This is a genomic window from Haloferax profundi, from assembly GCF_001469865.1.
GTDB classification, from domain to species: domain Archaea; phylum Halobacteriota; class Halobacteria; order Halobacteriales; family Haloferacaceae; genus Haloferax; species Haloferax profundi.
On record NZ_LOPV01000561.1, the window covers coordinates 11,783 to 27,632 of the forward strand.

General features: G+C 61.7%; 17 protein-coding genes. 8 read left to right on the forward strand and 9 right to left on the reverse strand.

Annotated elements, in window-relative coordinates; genetic code table 11:
* Window positions 1–8: 8 nt before the first annotated feature.
* From AUR66_RS16845 to AUR66_RS16865, 5 genes are all read left to right on the forward strand, one after another.
* Window positions 9–983, forward strand: coding sequence for an ABC transporter permease (locus AUR66_RS16845; RefSeq protein ID WP_058573352.1), 975 nt, complete (start codon window positions 9–11; stop codon window positions 981–983).
* Window positions 983–2,140, forward strand: coding sequence for an ABC transporter permease (locus AUR66_RS16850; protein ID WP_058573353.1), 1,158 nt, complete (start codon window positions 983–985; stop codon window positions 2,138–2,140). Before AUR66_RS16845 ends, AUR66_RS16850 begins: the two co-directional genes overlap by 1 nt.
* Window positions 2,137–3,219 (forward strand): ABC transporter ATP-binding protein, encoded by a 1,083-nt coding sequence (locus AUR66_RS16855; RefSeq protein ID WP_058573354.1) that lies wholly within the window; start codon window positions 2,137–2,139, stop codon window positions 3,217–3,219. Before AUR66_RS16850 ends, AUR66_RS16855 begins: the two co-directional genes overlap by 4 nt.
* Entirely contained in the window at window positions 3,216–4,520 is a 1,305-nt protein-coding gene (locus AUR66_RS16860) for an ABC transporter ATP-binding protein (protein ID WP_058573355.1), read from the forward strand. Before AUR66_RS16855 ends, AUR66_RS16860 begins: the two co-directional genes overlap by 4 nt.
* 90 nt (window positions 4,521–4,610) lie before the next feature.
* Complete coding sequence (locus AUR66_RS16865; RefSeq protein ID WP_058573367.1) at window positions 4,611–5,294, forward strand: type 1 glutamine amidotransferase domain-containing protein; 684 nt, start codon at window positions 4,611–4,613, stop codon at window positions 5,292–5,294.
* A 9-nt stretch (window positions 5,295–5,303) separates the two neighbouring features.
* Here AUR66_RS16865 and AUR66_RS16870 read toward each other — a convergent pair whose 3' ends face one another.
* The gene (locus tag AUR66_RS16870; RefSeq protein ID WP_058573356.1) at window positions 5,304–5,603 is read right to left on the reverse strand and encodes a transcriptional regulator; all 300 of its coding nucleotides are present in this window, start codon (window positions 5,601–5,603) and stop codon (window positions 5,304–5,306) included.
* A 115-nt stretch (window positions 5,604–5,718) separates the two neighbouring features.
* Between AUR66_RS16870 and AUR66_RS16875 the strand changes: the two genes are divergently transcribed.
* On the forward strand, window positions 5,719–6,687 hold the full coding sequence (locus AUR66_RS16875; protein ID WP_058573357.1) for a sugar phosphate nucleotidyltransferase: 969 nt from the start codon (window positions 5,719–5,721) through the stop codon (window positions 6,685–6,687).
* 82 nt (window positions 6,688–6,769) lie between these two features.
* Here AUR66_RS16875 and AUR66_RS16880 read toward each other — a convergent pair whose 3' ends face one another.
* Window positions 6,770–7,480, reverse strand: a complete 711-nt coding sequence (locus AUR66_RS16880; RefSeq protein ID WP_058573358.1) for a diphthine--ammonia ligase — start codon at window positions 7,478–7,480, stop codon at window positions 6,770–6,772.
* A gap of 246 nt (window positions 7,481–7,726) precedes the next feature.
* On the opposite strand from AUR66_RS16880, the gene AUR66_RS16885 reads away from it, so the two are divergent.
* On the forward strand, window positions 7,727–8,152 hold the full coding sequence (locus AUR66_RS16885; RefSeq protein WP_058573359.1) for an ester cyclase: 426 nt from the start codon (window positions 7,727–7,729) through the stop codon (window positions 8,150–8,152).
* 215 nt (window positions 8,153–8,367) lie between these two features.
* Here AUR66_RS16885 and AUR66_RS16890 read toward each other — a convergent pair whose 3' ends face one another.
* The 7 genes from AUR66_RS16890 to purB form a co-directional block, all read right to left on the reverse strand.
* Window positions 8,368–9,321 (reverse strand): phosphoadenosine phosphosulfate reductase family protein, encoded by a 954-nt coding sequence (locus AUR66_RS16890; RefSeq protein WP_058573360.1) that lies wholly within the window; start codon window positions 9,319–9,321, stop codon window positions 8,368–8,370.
* Between the two features lie 218 nt (window positions 9,322–9,539).
* The gene (locus tag AUR66_RS16895) at window positions 9,540–10,511 is read right to left on the reverse strand and encodes a phosphoadenosine phosphosulfate reductase family protein (RefSeq protein WP_058573361.1); all 972 of its coding nucleotides are present in this window, start codon (window positions 10,509–10,511) and stop codon (window positions 9,540–9,542) included.
* Window positions 10,512–10,646: 135 nt separating this feature from the next.
* Window positions 10,647–11,210: a DUF7110 family protein gene (locus AUR66_RS16900; protein ID WP_058573362.1), complete on the reverse strand. Its 564-nt coding sequence runs from the start codon at window positions 11,208–11,210 to the stop codon at window positions 10,647–10,649.
* Window positions 11,211–11,353: 143 nt separating this feature from the next.
* Entirely contained in the window at window positions 11,354–11,698 is a 345-nt protein-coding gene (locus tag AUR66_RS16905; RefSeq protein WP_058573363.1) for a glutaredoxin family protein, read from the reverse strand.
* 105 nt (window positions 11,699–11,803) lie between these two features.
* The gene (gene gfcR / locus AUR66_RS16910; RefSeq protein ID WP_058573364.1) at window positions 11,804–12,436 is read right to left on the reverse strand and encodes a transcriptional regulator GfcR; all 633 of its coding nucleotides are present in this window, start codon (window positions 12,434–12,436) and stop codon (window positions 11,804–11,806) included.
* Window positions 12,433–13,506, reverse strand: a complete 1,074-nt coding sequence (locus tag AUR66_RS16915) for a glucose 1-dehydrogenase (protein ID WP_058573365.1) — start codon at window positions 13,504–13,506, stop codon at window positions 12,433–12,435. Before AUR66_RS16915 ends, gfcR begins: the two co-directional genes overlap by 4 nt.
* A gap of 359 nt (window positions 13,507–13,865) precedes the next feature.
* Window positions 13,866–15,257 carry an adenylosuccinate lyase gene (gene purB, locus AUR66_RS16920; RefSeq protein WP_058573366.1) on the reverse strand — a complete coding sequence of 464 codons (1,392 nt, stop codon included), beginning with the start codon at window positions 15,255–15,257 and terminating at the stop codon, window positions 13,866–13,868.
* A 190-nt stretch (window positions 15,258–15,447) separates the two neighbouring features.
* Here purB and AUR66_RS16925 point away from each other — a divergent pair.
* Window positions 15,448–15,850 (forward strand): formyltransferase family protein (locus AUR66_RS16925; RefSeq protein ID WP_269432623.1); only part of this gene is annotated, 403 nt, incomplete at its 3' end.

Below are 15,850 nucleotides of genomic sequence, written 5' to 3' on the forward strand. Positions count from 1 at the left end.
GGTCCCCGATGAGTATGCACTGGTACGTCGCCCGCCGCGTCGCGTGGGCGGTGGTCGCGACGTACCTCATCTTGACGATTACCTTCGGCCTCCTCGCCGTCGCGCCCGGTGACGGCCAGACAGCCTTCGCGTTCCAGGCCGCCACCGAAGGCGGCGACGTGGACGAGGCGCGAGAGACGTTCGACGAGATTACCGGCCGCGACGAACCGTTGTTGACGCGCTATTCGAACTACATGGTCAACATGGCGACGTTCAACTGGGGGTGGTCGTTCACGCGCAACCAACCGGTGATGGACGCGATAGCGGCGGCGTATCCCTACTCGTTGATGTACGCCGTGCCCGCCACGCTCATCTCCATCGTCTTCGGGTACGCCATCGGCCTCTACTCGGCGACACACCAGTACACTCTGACCGACTACGTCGGGACGTTCACGGCGTTCTTCGGTATCAGCATCCCGAACTTCTGGTTCGGTATCATGCTTATCCTCGTGTTCGCCGTCGACTTGGGGTGGTTGCCCAGTTACTACCAGACAGGAAGAGGCGTCTGGACACTCGCGAACGCGAAGCAACTCATCTTACCCGTCGTCGTCCTCTCGACGGGAGCAATCGCCGGAAACATGCGGTACTCCCGCGCCGAAGCGCTGGAGTACGTCCACGCTGACTTCGTGAAGACGGCGCGGGCGAAGGGCGCGAACGACTGGCGCGTCCTCGTCCGGCACATCTTCAGACCGGCGATGGTGCCGTTGATGACCATCCTCGTCGCCGACATCCTCGGCTTGCTCTTCGCCGGTGCGTACATCACCGAGGTGGTCTTCCAGATTCCCGGTCTCGGGTTGTTGAGTTACAGAGCCATCATCCAACAGGACACGGCGCTCGTCATGGCGACGACGCTCGTTCCAGTGTTCATCGCAATCGTCGGCAACCTCGTCCAGGACATCGCCTACACCGTGTTGGACCCACGAATCGACTACGGTGACCGCTGATGGCGGCCGATACGCAACCTGACACGGGCGCATCCGAGCGATTCGAGGACGTGGAGTGGGACGAACTCGGCGGACTCGGCTTACCGCGGCGGACGCAGGTGCTCGTCGTGACTGCATTGGCCTACGTCGCCGCCGTCGCCTACGACGTGTTCGTGACAGACGATGCCATCCTCTCGGGGACGAACTGGTTGTTCGTCCTCACGCTCCTCGTGGGCGTCTTCTTCGTCGTCTGGCCACTGGTCGAGAATCGTCGGTTGACGGCGTACTACTGGCGACGGTTCAAGAAGAACCGCGCCGCAGTGGTGAGCGCGGTGTACCTCGTCGTCGTCTTCGTCGTCGGGACGTTCGGACCGTTGCTGCTGGCGAAACCAGAGTTGAACGTCCTCGCGGCGTACCAACCGCCAGTGTTTCTCAGCGTCGATTCGACTGTCCCGACGACGTGTGTCGGCCAGAGTGCAGACGGACTGTGCCACGGGACGTGGCAGTATCCGCTCGGGACGACGAGCGACGGGAAGGGAATCGCCAAACTCGTGGTCTTCGGGATGCGCGTGAGTATGCAAGTCGGACTGGTCACGATGCTCATCGTCGTGAGTATCGGGACTGCCGTCGGAACCTCGGCGGCGTACTTCTCTGGCCTCGTCGACGAAGTGCTGATGCGTTACGTCGACATCCAGCAGACGTTCCCGACGTTCTTCTTGTTCCTCATCGTCACCTACCTGTTCAAGCCGAGTCTCTTCTTGCTCATCACGATATTCGGCTTCCTCGGGTGGGGTGGCATCGCCCGACTGGTGCGCTCGGAAGCGCTCCAGCGCCGCGAAGAGTCGTACATCCGCGCGGCCGAGAATGCCGGGGCGTCGGACGGGTGGATAATTCGCCGTCACTTGATGCCGAACGTGTCGAATACGGTCATCACGGCGGCGACGCTCCTCATCCCGTCGTTCATCCTCTTCGAAGCGACGTTCGCGTTCCTCGGTCTGACCGACCCGTCGACGCCGTCGTGGGGGCAAGTCATCGCGTCCGGTCGCGGTGACCTCGATAGCGCGTGGTGGATTGCGACTATCCCTGGCGTGTTCCTGTTCTTCACGGTACTCGCGTTCAACTTCGTCGGCGACGCGTTGCGGGACGCACTCGACCCGCGTTCGGAGGGTGAGGCATGACCGACCCACTCCTCTCCGTCCGTAACCTGCACGTCCAGTTCAACACCGACGAAGGGGTCGTCCGCGCCGTCGACGGCGTCTCGTTCGACGTGAAACGCGGTGAGACGGTCTGTGTCGTCGGTGAATCCGGGTCCGGCAAGACTGTCGCCTGCGAGTCCATCACGAGACTCCTCCCGATGCCGCCGGGAGAGATTGCGGACGGCGAGATTCTGTTCGACGGTGAAGACCTGACCGACGCGTCGGAGAAACGCCTCGAATCCATCCGCGGCGGTCGAATCGCACACGTCTTCCAGAATCCACAGAGCGCACTCAACCCGGTCTATCCGGTCGGTGCGCAAATCGTCGAAGCGATTCGCCTGCACAGAGACGTGTCGAAACAGGCCGCGCGTGACCGCGCAATCGACCTTCTCGACCGGGTTGGAATCCCGGAAGCGACCGCTCGAATCGACGATTATCCGCACGAGTTCTCTGGCGGTATGAAACAGCGTGTCGTCATCGCGATGGCGCTGTCGGCGGACCCGGACCTCCTCATCGCCGACGAACCGACGACGGCCCTCGACGTGACGATTCAAGCGCAGATTCTCCGACTCCTCCACGACTTACAAGACGAGTTCGACATGAGCATCGTCTTCGTCACCCACGACCTGGGTGTCGTCGCCGAAATCGCCGACCGCGTCGTCGTCATGTACGCGGGGAAAGTGATGGAGACCGGTTCGGTCTACGACGTGTTCGACCGCCCGTCGCATCCGTACACGCAGGCACTTCTCGACTGTCTCCCCGGCCAAGGAGAGTCGATGCGGCCGATTGGTGGCACGCTCCCCGACCCGAAGAGACCACCCGCAGGGTGTCGGTTCCACCCACGGTGTCCGCACGCGACTGCTGACTGTCGAGCCGGCGACCACCCGGAACCGCTCACTGTCGACGCGGGCCACGAGGCGGCGTGTGTGTACTACGGTCCCGGGTACGACTCGTCGGTGATTCGTGGTGGGTCGGCCTCAGAATCACGAGTGGCCGACGGTGGCGCCGCGGTGGCGGACCCCGACGACGGACACGACTCGTCTGGGGGTGACGCCCGATGAGTCCGGACCCGTTGTTGTCGGTCCGGGAACTCACGAAGCACTACCCGATTACGAAGGGTGTCCTCAAATCGGAAGTCGGCCGGGTGAAAGCAGTCGACGGTATCTCGTTCGACGTTGCCGCCGGTGAGACGCTGGGACTCGTCGGTGAGTCCGGGTGTGGCAAGTCGACGGCGGCGACGTCGCTCCTCAGGTTGGAAGACCCGACTGGCGGCGCAGTCGTCTTCGACGGCGAGGACATCACCGACTACGACGACACCGAACTGAAGCGCTTCCGTCGCCGCGCTCAGATGATGTTTCAAGACCCGTCGTCGAGTTTCGACCCGCGGATGAGCGTCGGCGAGTCGGTGGCCGAACCTCTCGCCATCCACGGGATGCGTGACCGGGGTCGTCGCCGTCGAATCGTCGAGAACCTGCTGGAGCGTGTCGGTCTGGCGGCGACAGACTTCGACCGCTATCCACACGAGTTCTCCGGCGGGCAGAAACAGCGCATCGCACTCGCGCGAGCGCTCGTCCTCAACCCGGACCTCGTCGTCGCCGACGAACCCGTCTCGGCGCTGGACGTCTCCATCCAAGCGGAGATTATCTCGCTGATGCGCGAGTTGCAGGCCGAGTTCGGACTCGCTATCGTGTTCATCAGCCACGACCTGGGCGTCGTCCGCGAGGTGTGCGACCGTGTGGCCGTGATGTACCTCGGCGAAATCGTCGAGGTTGCCGACACGGAGACGCTGTTCGAAGACCCGCAGCACCCCTACACGCGGGCACTCATCTCGTCGATTCCGACGCCGGACCCCTCGCGGCGAGGTCAGCGTGTCGAACTCACGGGCGACGTGCCGAGTCCGTCGAACCCACCAACAGGGTGTCGGTTCCACACCCGGTGTCCCGAGGTCATCCAACCCGAGCAGTTCGACCTCGACCAGACCGAGTGGCGTCGCGTCCTCGACTTACGACTGCGCATCGACGATGACGTCGACGTCGACGACGTTCGGACGTTCCTCGTGGCAGAAGGGGACGCAGAAACACCCGAAGAAGTCGGAGAGGACGCCGTGAAACGCGAACTCCGGCGGGAGTTCGACATCCCAGCGACGCTGTCGGACCCAGACGCCGACGCAATCCTCTCGAACGGTCTCTCCGCTCTCGTCGCCGGCGACGACCAGGCGGCACGCCGGACGCTCGACGATGCGTTCAGCACTGTCTGCGAGCAAACCCATCCAGTGCTCGAATCGACGCCGCAGGGGTCGACCGCCGCGTGTCACCTCGTCGACGAGGGCGTCCCCATCGACCCGCCCGCGAACGACGACTGACTGGAGACGACACCGGTCTCGGTACGCAGAACCCATACGGGGTTTCCGCCTCCCCGATGCCTATTTATGAGCAGTCCGTACACTGGTTCGATGACGTCAGCACTCTTTATCGTAAGCGAGCATGGCTACTGGGGCGAGGAGTGTATCGAACCGCTGACCACGCTGAGCGACGCCGGTGTCGATATCACCGTCGCCACACCGACTGGCGGCGTTCCCGTCGTCGACGAACGTTCCGTCGACCCAGAGAACGTCGGCGAAGAACTCGCCGAACACGTGATGGAGGTTCACGAGAACGACGAACGACTCCAGAATCCCGAGAAACTCGCACGGGTCGACGCTCGCGAGTACGACGCCGTCGTCTTCCCCGGCGGTCACGGGACCGAATGGGACGTCAATCAGGACCGACACGCTCGCCAGGCACTCTTGCAGGCCGTCGCCGGTGGCGAGAGTAAGGCCCTCGTCGTCTGCCACGCCGTCGGTATCCTCGCGTTCACTCGCGAAGCGGACGGGTCGTTCCTCGTGGACGGACGGAACGTCACCGGATTCCCGAACGAGTGGGAAGAAGGCATCGTCGACGACGACGACCTGATGCCCGACGGTCGGAAGTTGCCCTACTGGGTCGAAGACGAAGTGAAGGCCGTCGGTGGCGTCTGGGACGCCGAACTCGACGCCGACACGAGCGTGACCGTCGACGGTGACCTCATCACGGCGCGCGGTCCGGGGTCGTCGGCAGCAGGGGCACAGACGCTCCTCGACGAACTGGGCGAACTGTAAGTCGGGTCGCTACCCGATTTTGAAGACTGCTTCTTCGATACCTTCGCTCCGACACTCGGGACACCGCGAGGGGTAGTTCACCGGGTCGTCGAAGGCACTGAATCCACAGTTTCGGCATTCGGGCGGGGCGACGAGAAATTGTTCGTCGTCCTCGGTTTGAACAGAGCGAGCGACGTGCTGGAGGTGGCCGTAGACTGACGACGCCGGAACGCCGAGGTTCGTCGAGAGTTCGGAGGCAGTCGCCGGGTCGGCACGGAGGGCGTCGGCGATACGTTGGCGGGTCGTCGCGGTAGACTCCCGGTCTGACATGGGCCGAGGTTAGTATCCGAAGGGAAAATTCCTTCCGCCGTGCGAGCGCTTCGAACTGTCAGCAAAATAGAGAGGATGCAAAAAGACCTTGACCACGTGGTGGGATTTGAGGGACATGAAGGCAGTCGTCCTTGCCGGTGGGTATGCAACTCGTCTCTGGCCGATCACCAAACACCGACCGAAGATGTTTCTCCCAGTCGGTGACCAGACGGTCATCGACACAATCTTCGAAGACCTCGAAGCCGACGACAGGGTCTCCGAGGTGTTCGTGAGCACGAACGAGCGGTTCGAAGAGTCGTTCGAGACGTACATCGAGGAGTCGCCGTACGAAAAACCAACGCTGTCTGTCGAAGACACCAGCGCCGAAGACGAGAAGTTCGGCGTGGTCGGTGCACTCGCCCAACTCATCGACCGCGAGGAAGTCGACGAGGACCTCGTCGTCATCGCCGGTGACAACCTCATCAGTTTCGACGTCGCCGACTTCGTCGACTTCTTCTACGAGAAGGAAGCGCCGTGTCTGGCCGCCTACGACGTGAAAGACCTCGACCGTGCGAAGTCCTACGGTCTCGTCGAACTCGACGGTGACCGCGTCGTCAACTTCCAAGAGAAACCCGAGAACCCGAAGAGTACGCTCGTCTCCATCGCGTGCTACGCGATTCCCGCCGGAGACCTCCCGAAGTTCGACGAGTACCTCTCGGGCGACAACAACCCCGACGAACCGGGCTGGTTCATGCAGTGGCTTCAACAGAACGGCGACGTGTTCGCGTACACCTTCGACGACGCGTGGTTCGACATCGGCACGCCCCAGAGTTACCTCGACGCGGTGGCGTGGTACCTCGAAGGCGAGAACTTCGTCCACGACACGGCGACGGTGACGAACACCGAACTCGGACAGAACGTCCACGTCATGGCGAACGCGACTGTCGAAGACTCCAGTCTCGAAGAGTCCGTCGTCTTCCCCGGTGCAATCATCCGCAACGCCGACCTGAAGAACTCTATCGTCGACGAGGAGACGCACATCGAGAACCTCGACCTCTCGAACGCCCTCATCGGCGCACACTCGCGCTTGACGAACGGGCAGTAGCGACCGACTGCCGCACTCGCACCCGTACTCGCAGAACAGCGTTCTTTTTCTGCGTGTTCGAGACGACCCTCGGATAGTCACCTCAGCCCAGATACGCGTCGGTGATGCGGAGTCGACCGTGTGTCCCTTCCCACTCGGTCTCGTATTCGAGTTCTATCGGGCGGTCCATGTGCGGGCCGTCGGTGACGAACGTCTCGAACTCGCCGCCCTCGCCGAGGATGTGGACGCCGTACTGTTCGTTGAGTTCCGCGAGTTCGTCGAGGGCGTCTTCGTCGAGCGTCCGACCGAGCCACGACTCGTCGAGGCCGTGGGCGGCGACCTGAATCAACGTGATTTCGAATCCGGCGTCTATCATCGCCTCGCCGAGTTCGCGGGGGTCCTCCTGCCAGAGCGGTGCGAAGAGGTCGATGCCGAGACGGTCGCACATCCCCTGAATCCGGTTCGTCTGGAACTCGCTCTCGATAGCCCCCGCCGTGACCCCCGCGAGGTCGATTTCGGATTGGAGGTCGGAGATGGCCGCTTCGAGCGGTTCGAGTTCTGCGTCTCCCTGTTCGCCCGAATCGGTTGCGTCGGTCGCTTCCAAATCGCCGGGGTGGACGTCGACGAGTTCGATGCCGATGCTCTCCGCTGCGAGTGCGGTGAGGTCGGTCGCGGGGACGTGGTACATGTACGAGTCGTCGCTTGGGTGGACGGTCAGCAGGCGGGTGACGTTCAACCCCTCTTCGAGCGCCCGGTAGAGCGCCCACGAGGAGTCCTTGCCGCCCGAGAAGAGACTGACCCACTCGGATGCCATGGGTGCGATACCGTGTTGAGAGAGATAGGCGCTACGGTGTGGATTCTGTGGGTCTCTCGGAGATGGGTTCTGTCGAACTCATCGAAATGTGATAGAGACTACGTGCTGAATAGAGAGGACTTATTCAATATCTTACAACTATTAATTTCGCTGATGGATAAATGAATAGTACAATCGAGTAAGTGTACGAAATCATCAGGAAGTTAACATTAACTCGATGGGCGTCGACATAGTAGTGTGGTTTCCATGGCACAAGCCTCGACAGACACCGAACAACTCCTCAGCGAGTACGCGAACATGTGGAACGAACGAGAGTACGCGAAGATACCAGACCTCGTCTCGGAGTCATTCGTGATATACGACCCTGCTGCGCCCGGGGGTGTGGCCCGTGGCCGTGACGGCCTGGAGCAGTTCATGCGTGGAATCGTGTCGGGCTTTCCAGACTTTCACGTGACGGTTCTCGATACGCTTTCCAGCGAAGACAAGGTGATGTATGAAGGACGGCTGTCGATGACACACGAGGGAGAGTTCGACGGTATCCCCCCGACCGGAAAGAAGGTCGAACTCCGGTATATGGGAATAATCGAGATTGCAGACGGGAAAGTGCAACAACACCGAGTCTACTTCAACCAGCTGGAAGCCCTCGAGCAACTCGGACTCACAGAAGACTGAGACCGGTTGTCGATACGCGCATCCCTTTTTCAGCACCACCACCGTTCTGAATGCGCACTCTATATTCAGCACGGCTCCGACAATATATCACTACCACGATATTTTTGACAGAGCCATCAGGTAGTGTACCGAGCGACTCGCTCAGAGGGTTTCACGCGATAGTCTCACCGTAACCGGTCGCGTGGAGTGCGACCCGAACGAGGAAAACGCCGTCGCTACATGTAGCCGAGGTCGCGGAGGCGCGCCATCAGGTTCTCTTTGTCCTGTGCGCGTCCCTCGCGCTCCTTGCTCGCGGCGAGGTCCTGCACCCACGCGGGGCGGTCCTCGGCCTTCGCCGACCCGGATTCGGTGCCGAGCGAGCGGTAGCCTTCGAAGTACTTCGGCGAGACGGGGAGGTCAGCGGGTTCGATTCCCTCCGGGAGGTCGTCGTACGACTGCGGGACGTGCCCCACGGGGTAGCCTTCGACGGCGTCGGGGACGATGTAGTTCCAGAACGTTGCCCAGATGTCCGCTTCGGTGAACTGGAGGATGGTGTGGACGCGGTCGTGTGGCGGGTACTTGTCGGACTCGTGGCGTGGGCTGAAGAACGTCTCGTCGGCACGGGCTTCCTGTTCGTCCCAGCGGACGCCGGAGAAGATACCGTCGAACTCGTACTCGGTGATGACGTCGTTGAGCGCGACGGTCTTCAACAGGTGGTTGCCTTCGAAGGTGTCGGCGTCGAGGACGATGGTCTCGTCGTCGTAGCCGAGACGCGCGAGTTCACGTTGGGTCTCGTCGCTCAGGTCGGTGACGGCGATTTCGTCGCCGGGGGCCATGCCGCGCCCTGCGAAGTCCTCGTTGCGCGCGACGACGAGGTCGAGGTCCCAGCGCTCGGTCCACTCGTGGACGAACTGCTCGGTCTCGTCGAAGTGTTCGAAGTGGTCGATGAAGACGACAGGCGGCACGTCCACGCCGAGGTCGGCGGCGACTTCGCGGACGACGTAGAGAACGACGGTGGAGTCTTTCCCACCGGTCCACATGATTGCGGGTCGCTCGTACTGTTCGAGTGCGGTGCGGGTGATAGACGCCGCCTTTTCGAGTTTGTCTTCGAGCGTGGGGTACGCTGCGGCAGTCTCGTCACGACCCTCGCTGTAATCGAGGCTGAGATAGTCGGGGAACCGAAGAGCCATGATGGATGCATCGGCGGCAGGCGTTATCTATGTTTTCGGACTAACGAGACGGTAGGCGGCGCTTACCGGGCGTTAGGACACGAAAAATTGAGTCAGAACGTCCTGTTCCAAGACGCTGTACCGAGTGCGAGCGAAGCGAGTCACTCGGCAGTTTTTAGTCGAGGTTTTTCGGGAGAGTGGTCGCACGGAGTGCGACCCGAGTGCGAAAAACCTCGTGTCTACATGTAGCCGAGGTCACGCAGGCGCTCCATCAGGTCCTCTTTGTCCTGGGCGCGGCCTGCGCGCTCGGTCGTGTTCGCCATGTCCTGGAGCCACGCCGGTTCTTCGGCGGACTTGTCCGTCGAGACTTCGCTGCCGAGACTGCGGAATCCAGCGAAGTACTTCGGCGAGACGGGCACGTCTTCCTGCGAGACGCCCTCGGGGAGGTCTTCGTCGCTCTCTGGGACGTAGCCGTCTTCGGGGTAGTTCTCGACCGTGTCGGGGACGGCGAAGTACCAGAAGGCGTCCCAGACGGCGCTCTCTTCGAACTGGAGGATGGGTTGGATGCGGTCGTGCGGTGGGTAGATGTCGGGGTCGTGACGCGGACTGAAGAACGTCTCGTCGGCACGGGCTTCCTGTTCGTCCCAGCGGACGCCCGAGATGACGCCGTCGATGTCGTACTCTTCGAGGGTGTCGTTGAGCGCGACGGTCTTCAGCAGGTGGTTCCCGACGTAGGTGTCGAGGAGGAAGGGGAACGTGTCCTCTTCGTACTCGAGGATGTTGCGGATGTGGTGTCGGTTGTGCTCGGAGAGTTCCGAGACGTCGATGTCGTCACCGGGTTCGAGGCCGTGTTCGTCGACGTAATTGCCGACGTCCTCGTTGCGCGCCCAGATGACGTCGAGGTCCCACTCGTCGGCCCAGTGCTCGACGAAGTCCATGATTTCGTCGAAGTGCTGGTAGTGGTCGATGAAGACCGCCGGGGGAACGTCGAGGTCGTAGCGCTCGGCGACTTCCTTGATGAAGTAGAGCGTGAGCGTCGAGTCCTTCCCGCCAGTCCACATGACGGCAGGGTTCTCGTACTGCTCGAGACCGGCTCTCGTGACTTCGATGGCCTTCTCGATTTTCTCCTCGATGCTCGGGTAATCTTCCGGCGTCTCTCCCTCGCCGTCGGTGTAGTCGACGTCGAGGTAGTCTGGGAAGGCTTCCGACATGGTTCGTAATTACATCTAATTAGGTCGTGTAAATGCTTTTTGACCGAGGAATAGAATGGTCCGTGGTACCGCCACACACGAGTAGGGCCGCAGGCTATCGTGGTGTGACGGACTGGGATAGAGGATACGGCGAGTTCAGGAGATGAACTTGTTGTCGCGCCAGTTGACACCGCTGTCAGCCGAACTGTTCTGCTGTGGGTTCTCGACGACTTCGACGGACGCAGCGCGCACTTCGCCTTCGACGATGCGCGTCGCCTGAAGTTCGTCGCTCTCTTCGGTGATGGCGGTCAGCGTCCCTTTCTCCGAGAGCATCGCAATCTCTCGGAGGACGAGGAACATCGGGTACTGAAGCGCCGTGTTCTGGAGTACGGTCTCGAGGTCACCTTTGAAACAGGCGAACTCGACGAGTTCCGAGGGAATCTCCTCTTCTTCTTCTCCCCAACTCGGCGCTCCTGCTCGGGGTGGCTCTTCTTCGTAGACACGGTTCTCGGTTACACTCGCCTTCAGTTGTGCCGTCGGGGTGTACTTGCTGAGATTGTCGTCAGCAGAGACGGCCTTGATGATGAGGGTGTTGTTGCGGCGCGTGATGTCCACATCTTCAACCTCCGGTGGGAGTGTAGGGTCGTTCTCGAAGTAGTCCATTACGTCTTCGAGTGGCAGTTCCAACGTCGAATGGAGTCGATATACGCGGCCTGACATTGTTGGCTTCGGTATCGACGAGAGCCACGGTGCGGGCGCACGCGGTTGGCGATACCTGTGTGCCTGTACGAGTCGAAGACTTATATGGGCTCCCCTTCCGGTTAGCGCAGAAACGAGTTCCTAACCTCGGAGTAGTCAGCCGATTAGTTCTCGCCGGTCAGCGTCGCTTCGAGTTCGCCACGGTTGTCGAGTTCTTCGAGAATGTCGCTGCCACCGATGAACTCACCGTCGACGAACGTCTGGGGAATCGTCTCCCACCCACTCTTGTCGTCGAGGGCCGCCCGGTAGTGCGGGAGTGCGGGGAGCACGTCGACCGTCTCGAACTCGTCGACGTACTGCGAGATAAGTTCGAGCGCTTTCGCGGAGTACCCACACTGCGGCATCAAGCGGTTACCCTTCATGAACAGGACGACGTCGTTGTTCTCGATGGCCTCGGTCACACGGGACTGGACTTCTTCTGGGTCCATGCTCTCGGGTTGGAAAGTCATAGACCTACGTAACGGCCCGGCAGACAAAGGAGTTGCGTCGTGTGGTGGGCGGCCAGACGACCAGTCGGCCGTCGGCCAGGTCCGCTACCGGCTATCGGGTCGGGATTACTGTTCGCCGACGCGGACGACGTTGATGAGCGAGTAAACGGGGACGCCGTCTATCTCCTCGACGCCCTGTTTGTCGACGATGACGACACACGCGAGCGGTTCGCCGCCTTCCGCGCGAATCGACTCTATCGTCTCTCGCAGCGTGGTTCCGCTCGTCACGGTATCGTCGACGATGAAGCACTTGCGACCGTCGACGGGGGCGAAGTTCCGGGAGAACCCGCCGCCTAAGTCCTCGATGTCGCCTTCGTCCCACTGGTGTTTCGCGGGGGAGTACGCACCGAGCGACGTTTCGAGTTCGCGCGAGACACTCGTCGCGAGCGGGACGCCCGCTTTCTCGATACCGATGGTAACGTCGGCTTCTTCGTGCGTCTCTAAGAGCAGGTCGGCGAGTGCGCGACCGACGTAGGTGAGGCGCTTCCCACCGCTCCCGATGGCGTTCCAGTCGACGTGGATGTCGTCCGGGCCGTCGGGTTTCTCGGCGGGTTTTGGTTTGGTGGCCGCACCACTTCGTTCGACAAGCCAACTGGCGGTTTCGCGGGAGACGTTCAACTCGTCGGCAATCTCGCCTTTCGAGAGACCACGGTCCGCGAGCTCCGCCGCGCTGGCGATGAGGTCGTCGACGTTCTTCATACGCTACTGAATTCGATGGCGGTTTTTATAGTGGTGTCGTCGTCGTCGAACGCTTCTTCGAAGTTCGACAGCGGGTAGACTCCCGTGACGAGGTCACGGAGGAACCACCGGGGGAGCTTGGTGAACGTCACCGTCGCCGCCTCGAAGTGCTTCACGTGGGAGTTGACGCTTCCGACGAGCGCTTTGTTGTGGAGGACCATCTCGCGGTGGAACGCGCCGGCGTCGACTTCGAACGCCCAGTCACTTGGGACACCCAGCAGTGCACCGACACCGTTCGGAGCGAGGGCCTGAACGGATTGAATCGCGTGTTTCGGGAACCCTGTCGCTTCGTAGATGAAGTCCATCTGTTCGTGTTCGTCAGGAACGTCCTCGACGGGCGTGCGTCGAGAGTCGACGTACGTCGCACCCAACTTCTCGATGATGTCGATGGTCGGGTCGGGGCGGTCCCGTCGGCCGAGACAGTAGAGTCGTTCGTAGGCCTTGTCGTCGACCTTCAGCATCGCCAGCGTCAGGAGACCGAGACTGCCGTTTCCGAGTACGAGTCCGGATGACGGGTCCCAGTCGAACGACGAGCGACTCGCGTACGCGAGTTCGAGGGCCTTTTCGGTGATAGAGATGGGTTCGATGAGAAAGCCGAGTTCGGCGTGCGAGCGGGGGATGCGCACGAGGTACTCTTCTGGGCTGGTAAAGAAGTCAGACATGAACCCGTGTTCGCCGACGATGCCGCGTTCGGCGTACATCCCGTCGGGTGCCATATCCGGTTGGTCGCGCTCGAAGAACTCGTTCGTTCCAGACTTCGGTGGTCGCCTGACCGTGGGGACGACGATATCTCCCTCTTCTAACTCGGTGTCGTTCGGGTCGACGACGATACCGACCGCCTCGTGCCCGAGGACGAGGTGGTCTTCACCTTCGGGAAATCCCCCGTGCCCACCGGCGATGACCTCGTGGTCGGTCCCGTCGACACCGACGCGAAGCGTCCGGACGAGTGCTTCCCCGGATTCCGGTTCCGGTCGTGGCTTGTCGATGACGACCGGTTCGTCTTCCCCGCGCTTGACGACGATTGCTTTCATATCCCCACCAACGCACCACCCCACCAAAAGACTTATTCTATGCTGAGTAAATAATTAATCACGGTGAGCGCCCTGTGTCGTCTTACCAGCCCATGACGAACCGTCACGAACGGACCAGCCTATCCAGCCCATCCGTGCCGGCGTTCACCGAACCCGTGCCCATACCGCTTCGAGGCTGATTCCGTGCCCATCGGCCTCTGACGGCGGTATTTCTCCTGACTATCGAACCGCTGTGAGTGTCGCGTCTGTCACCGAAGTGTCCCGAAAAAGAGCCGTGAGCCTGTGTTCTCAGTCGCCGATATGGCCAGACGAATCTCGTCTCTCGACACCGTCAGTCCCCACTGACGGACCGACGAACGTTATTCGTCTACGTCGCCGACGAGTTCGTCCGCCAGACCGACGTACGTCGCGGGCGTGAGCGCGAGCAGTTCCTCGCGCGTCGTCTCGTCTACGTCGAGGTCTTCGAACAGGTCGTGGAAGTCCGAGAGCGTCACTTCACGACCGCGCGTGAGTTCTTTCACGCGTTCGTAGGCCTGCGTGTCACCCTCGCGGCGGAGAATCGTCTGGACTGCCTCGCCGATGATTGCCGGCATATTGTCCAGTTCCTCGCGCATGACGTGTTCGTTCGGGACGACCTTTCCGAGGCCGGTCTGCGTCTTCTTGTAGCCGATGAGGCAGTGGGCGAACGCCGCGCCGATGTTCCGTTTGACCGTGGAGTCCGACAGGTCGCGCTGGAGACGCGACGTCGTGACGTAGTCTGCGAGGAACGTCAGGTCCGAGTTCGCCTTCGAGAGGTTGCCCTCGGAGTTCTCGAAGTCGATTGGGTTGACTTTGTGCGGCATCGTCGACGACCCCGTCTCTCCCTCGACGGTCTCTTGGCCGAGGTAGCGATCCGAGATGTAGAGCCACGCGTCGAGGTCTAAGTCCACGACGACGTTGTTGACGCCGCGGAACGCGTCGAACAGTGCCGCGAGGTCGTCACAAGGGTTGACCTGTGTCGCGAGTGGGACGTGTTCCAGACCGAGCGACGTGACGAACTCGCGGGAGAACGCCCGCCAGTCCACGTCGGGGTAGGCGGCGACGTGAGCCGCGTAGGTTCCGGACGCACCGGCGAGTTTGCCTGCGAGAGCGTCGTTCGCGGCCTCGACGCGGGCCAGCGCGCGCCCCAGACGGGACGCGTAGACGGCCATTTCCTTGCCGAACGTCGTCGGCGTCGCGGGTTGACCGTGGGTTCGCGCGAGCATCGGCACGTCGCGGAACTCCTGTGCGAGGGCGACGAGTTCGTCGCGCATCTCGCGTATCTCGGGGACGAGAACCTCCTCGACGGCACCTTTCGTCATGAGGCGGTGCGAGAGGTTGTTTACGTCCTCGGAGGTCAAGCCGAAGTGAATCCACGGGTGGATGGACTCGGGCGTCTCGGTTCGGATGAAGTACTCGACGGCCTTCACGTCGTGATTCGTCGCGGTGTAGCCTGCCGCGCCTTCGACTTCGAGTCGCTTGACGAGGTCGGCGTCGTCGGCGTCGAACTCCTCGTAGAGTGCGCGAAGGTCTCTTCGCTCGGGGTCGGGGAGTTCGAGCGGTGTCGCGTCGAGGTCGGCGAGTGCGACGAGATATTCCACTTCTACCTGCACGCGAGCGCGCATGAGTGCTGCCTCGCTCACGTGCGGTGCGAGTGGTGCAGTTCGAGAGGCGTAGCGCCCGTCGAGCGGGGACACCGCGTAGAGCGGGTCGTTCCGGTCGGCGTCGGTCATGGGTGACTCGTCTCGGTGGGATGGGTTAAACGCCGGGGGTTCGCGTTCGCACAGAATCTCGAATATGGGCACGTGTATGAACATTGTGGCGTACTCAATCCGGGACTCAGGAACGACCTATACACAATTAAGTATATTTTGAGGAGTGAGGACCGCAATCACTTTGAGGCCCGCGACACGCCCTCTCCACATGGTCACCATCGCCGGACTCGCGAGCAACCGTGGACGAAACCTTCGCAACATCGCCGACAGCACCCCAGGCGGAGCGGAACTCGGCGTCGTCGTCTCGAACCACGCCGACGCACCCATCCTCGACTGGGCAGACGAACACGGAATCCCGACAGCAGTCGTCGAACGCGACGACGACGAGTCCCGCGAATCACACGAAGAGCGTATCCTCGACACCCTCTCCGACTACGACTTCGACCTCGTCTGTCTCGACGGATACATGCGCGTCCTCACCGCCACGTTCCTCGACGCGGCACCGACGACGCTCAACGTCCACCCGTCGCTTCTGCCGTCGTTCCCCGGGATGAACGCCCACGAGCAGGTTCTCGACGCCGGCGTGAAGACGACCGGGTGTACGGTCCACG

What these genes read in the sequence shown, in the direction of transcription:
- AUR66_RS16855 (WP_058573354.1), top strand. Translation starts at nt 2,137, where the DNA reads ATGACCGACCCACTCCTCTCCGTCCGTAACCTGCACGTCCAGTTCAAC.
- AUR66_RS16865 (WP_058573367.1), top strand. Translation starts at nt 4,611, where the DNA reads ATGACGTCAGCACTCTTTATCGTAAGCGAGCATGGCTACTGGGGCGAG.
- AUR66_RS16870 (WP_058573356.1), bottom strand. Translation starts at nt 5,603, where the DNA reads ATGTCAGACCGGGAGTCTACCGCGACGACCCGCCAACGTATCGCCGAC.
- AUR66_RS16860 (WP_058573355.1), top strand. Translation starts at nt 3,216, where the DNA reads ATGAGTCCGGACCCGTTGTTGTCGGTCCGGGAACTCACGAAGCACTAC.
- AUR66_RS16880 (WP_058573358.1), bottom strand. Translation starts at nt 7,480, where the DNA reads ATGGCATCCGAGTGGGTCAGTCTCTTCTCGGGCGGCAAGGACTCCTCG.
- AUR66_RS16845 (WP_058573352.1), top strand. Translation starts at nt 9, where the DNA reads ATGAGTATGCACTGGTACGTCGCCCGCCGCGTCGCGTGGGCGGTGGTC.
- AUR66_RS16915 (WP_058573365.1), bottom strand. Translation starts at nt 13,506, where the DNA reads ATGAAAGCAATCGTCGTCAAGCGCGGGGAAGACGAACCGGTCGTCATC.
- AUR66_RS16900 (WP_058573362.1), bottom strand. Translation starts at nt 11,210, where the DNA reads ATGTCAGGCCGCGTATATCGACTCCATTCGACGTTGGAACTGCCACTC.
- AUR66_RS16875 (WP_058573357.1), top strand. Translation starts at nt 5,719, where the DNA reads ATGAAGGCAGTCGTCCTTGCCGGTGGGTATGCAACTCGTCTCTGGCCG.
- gfcR (WP_058573364.1), bottom strand. Translation starts at nt 12,436, where the DNA reads ATGAAGAACGTCGACGACCTCATCGCCAGCGCGGCGGAGCTCGCGGAC.
- AUR66_RS16890 (WP_058573360.1), bottom strand. Translation starts at nt 9,321, where the DNA reads ATGGCTCTTCGGTTCCCCGACTATCTCAGCCTCGATTACAGCGAGGGT.
- AUR66_RS16895 (WP_058573361.1), bottom strand. Translation starts at nt 10,511, where the DNA reads ATGTCGGAAGCCTTCCCAGACTACCTCGACGTCGACTACACCGACGGC.
- AUR66_RS16885 (WP_058573359.1), top strand. Translation starts at nt 7,727, where the DNA reads ATGGCACAAGCCTCGACAGACACCGAACAACTCCTCAGCGAGTACGCG.
- purB (WP_058573366.1), bottom strand. Translation starts at nt 15,257, where the DNA reads ATGACCGACGCCGACCGGAACGACCCGCTCTACGCGGTGTCCCCGCTC.
- AUR66_RS16850 (WP_058573353.1), top strand. Translation starts at nt 983, where the DNA reads ATGGCGGCCGATACGCAACCTGACACGGGCGCATCCGAGCGATTCGAG.
- AUR66_RS16905 (WP_058573363.1), bottom strand. Translation starts at nt 11,698, where the DNA reads ATGACTTTCCAACCCGAGAGCATGGACCCAGAAGAAGTCCAGTCCCGT.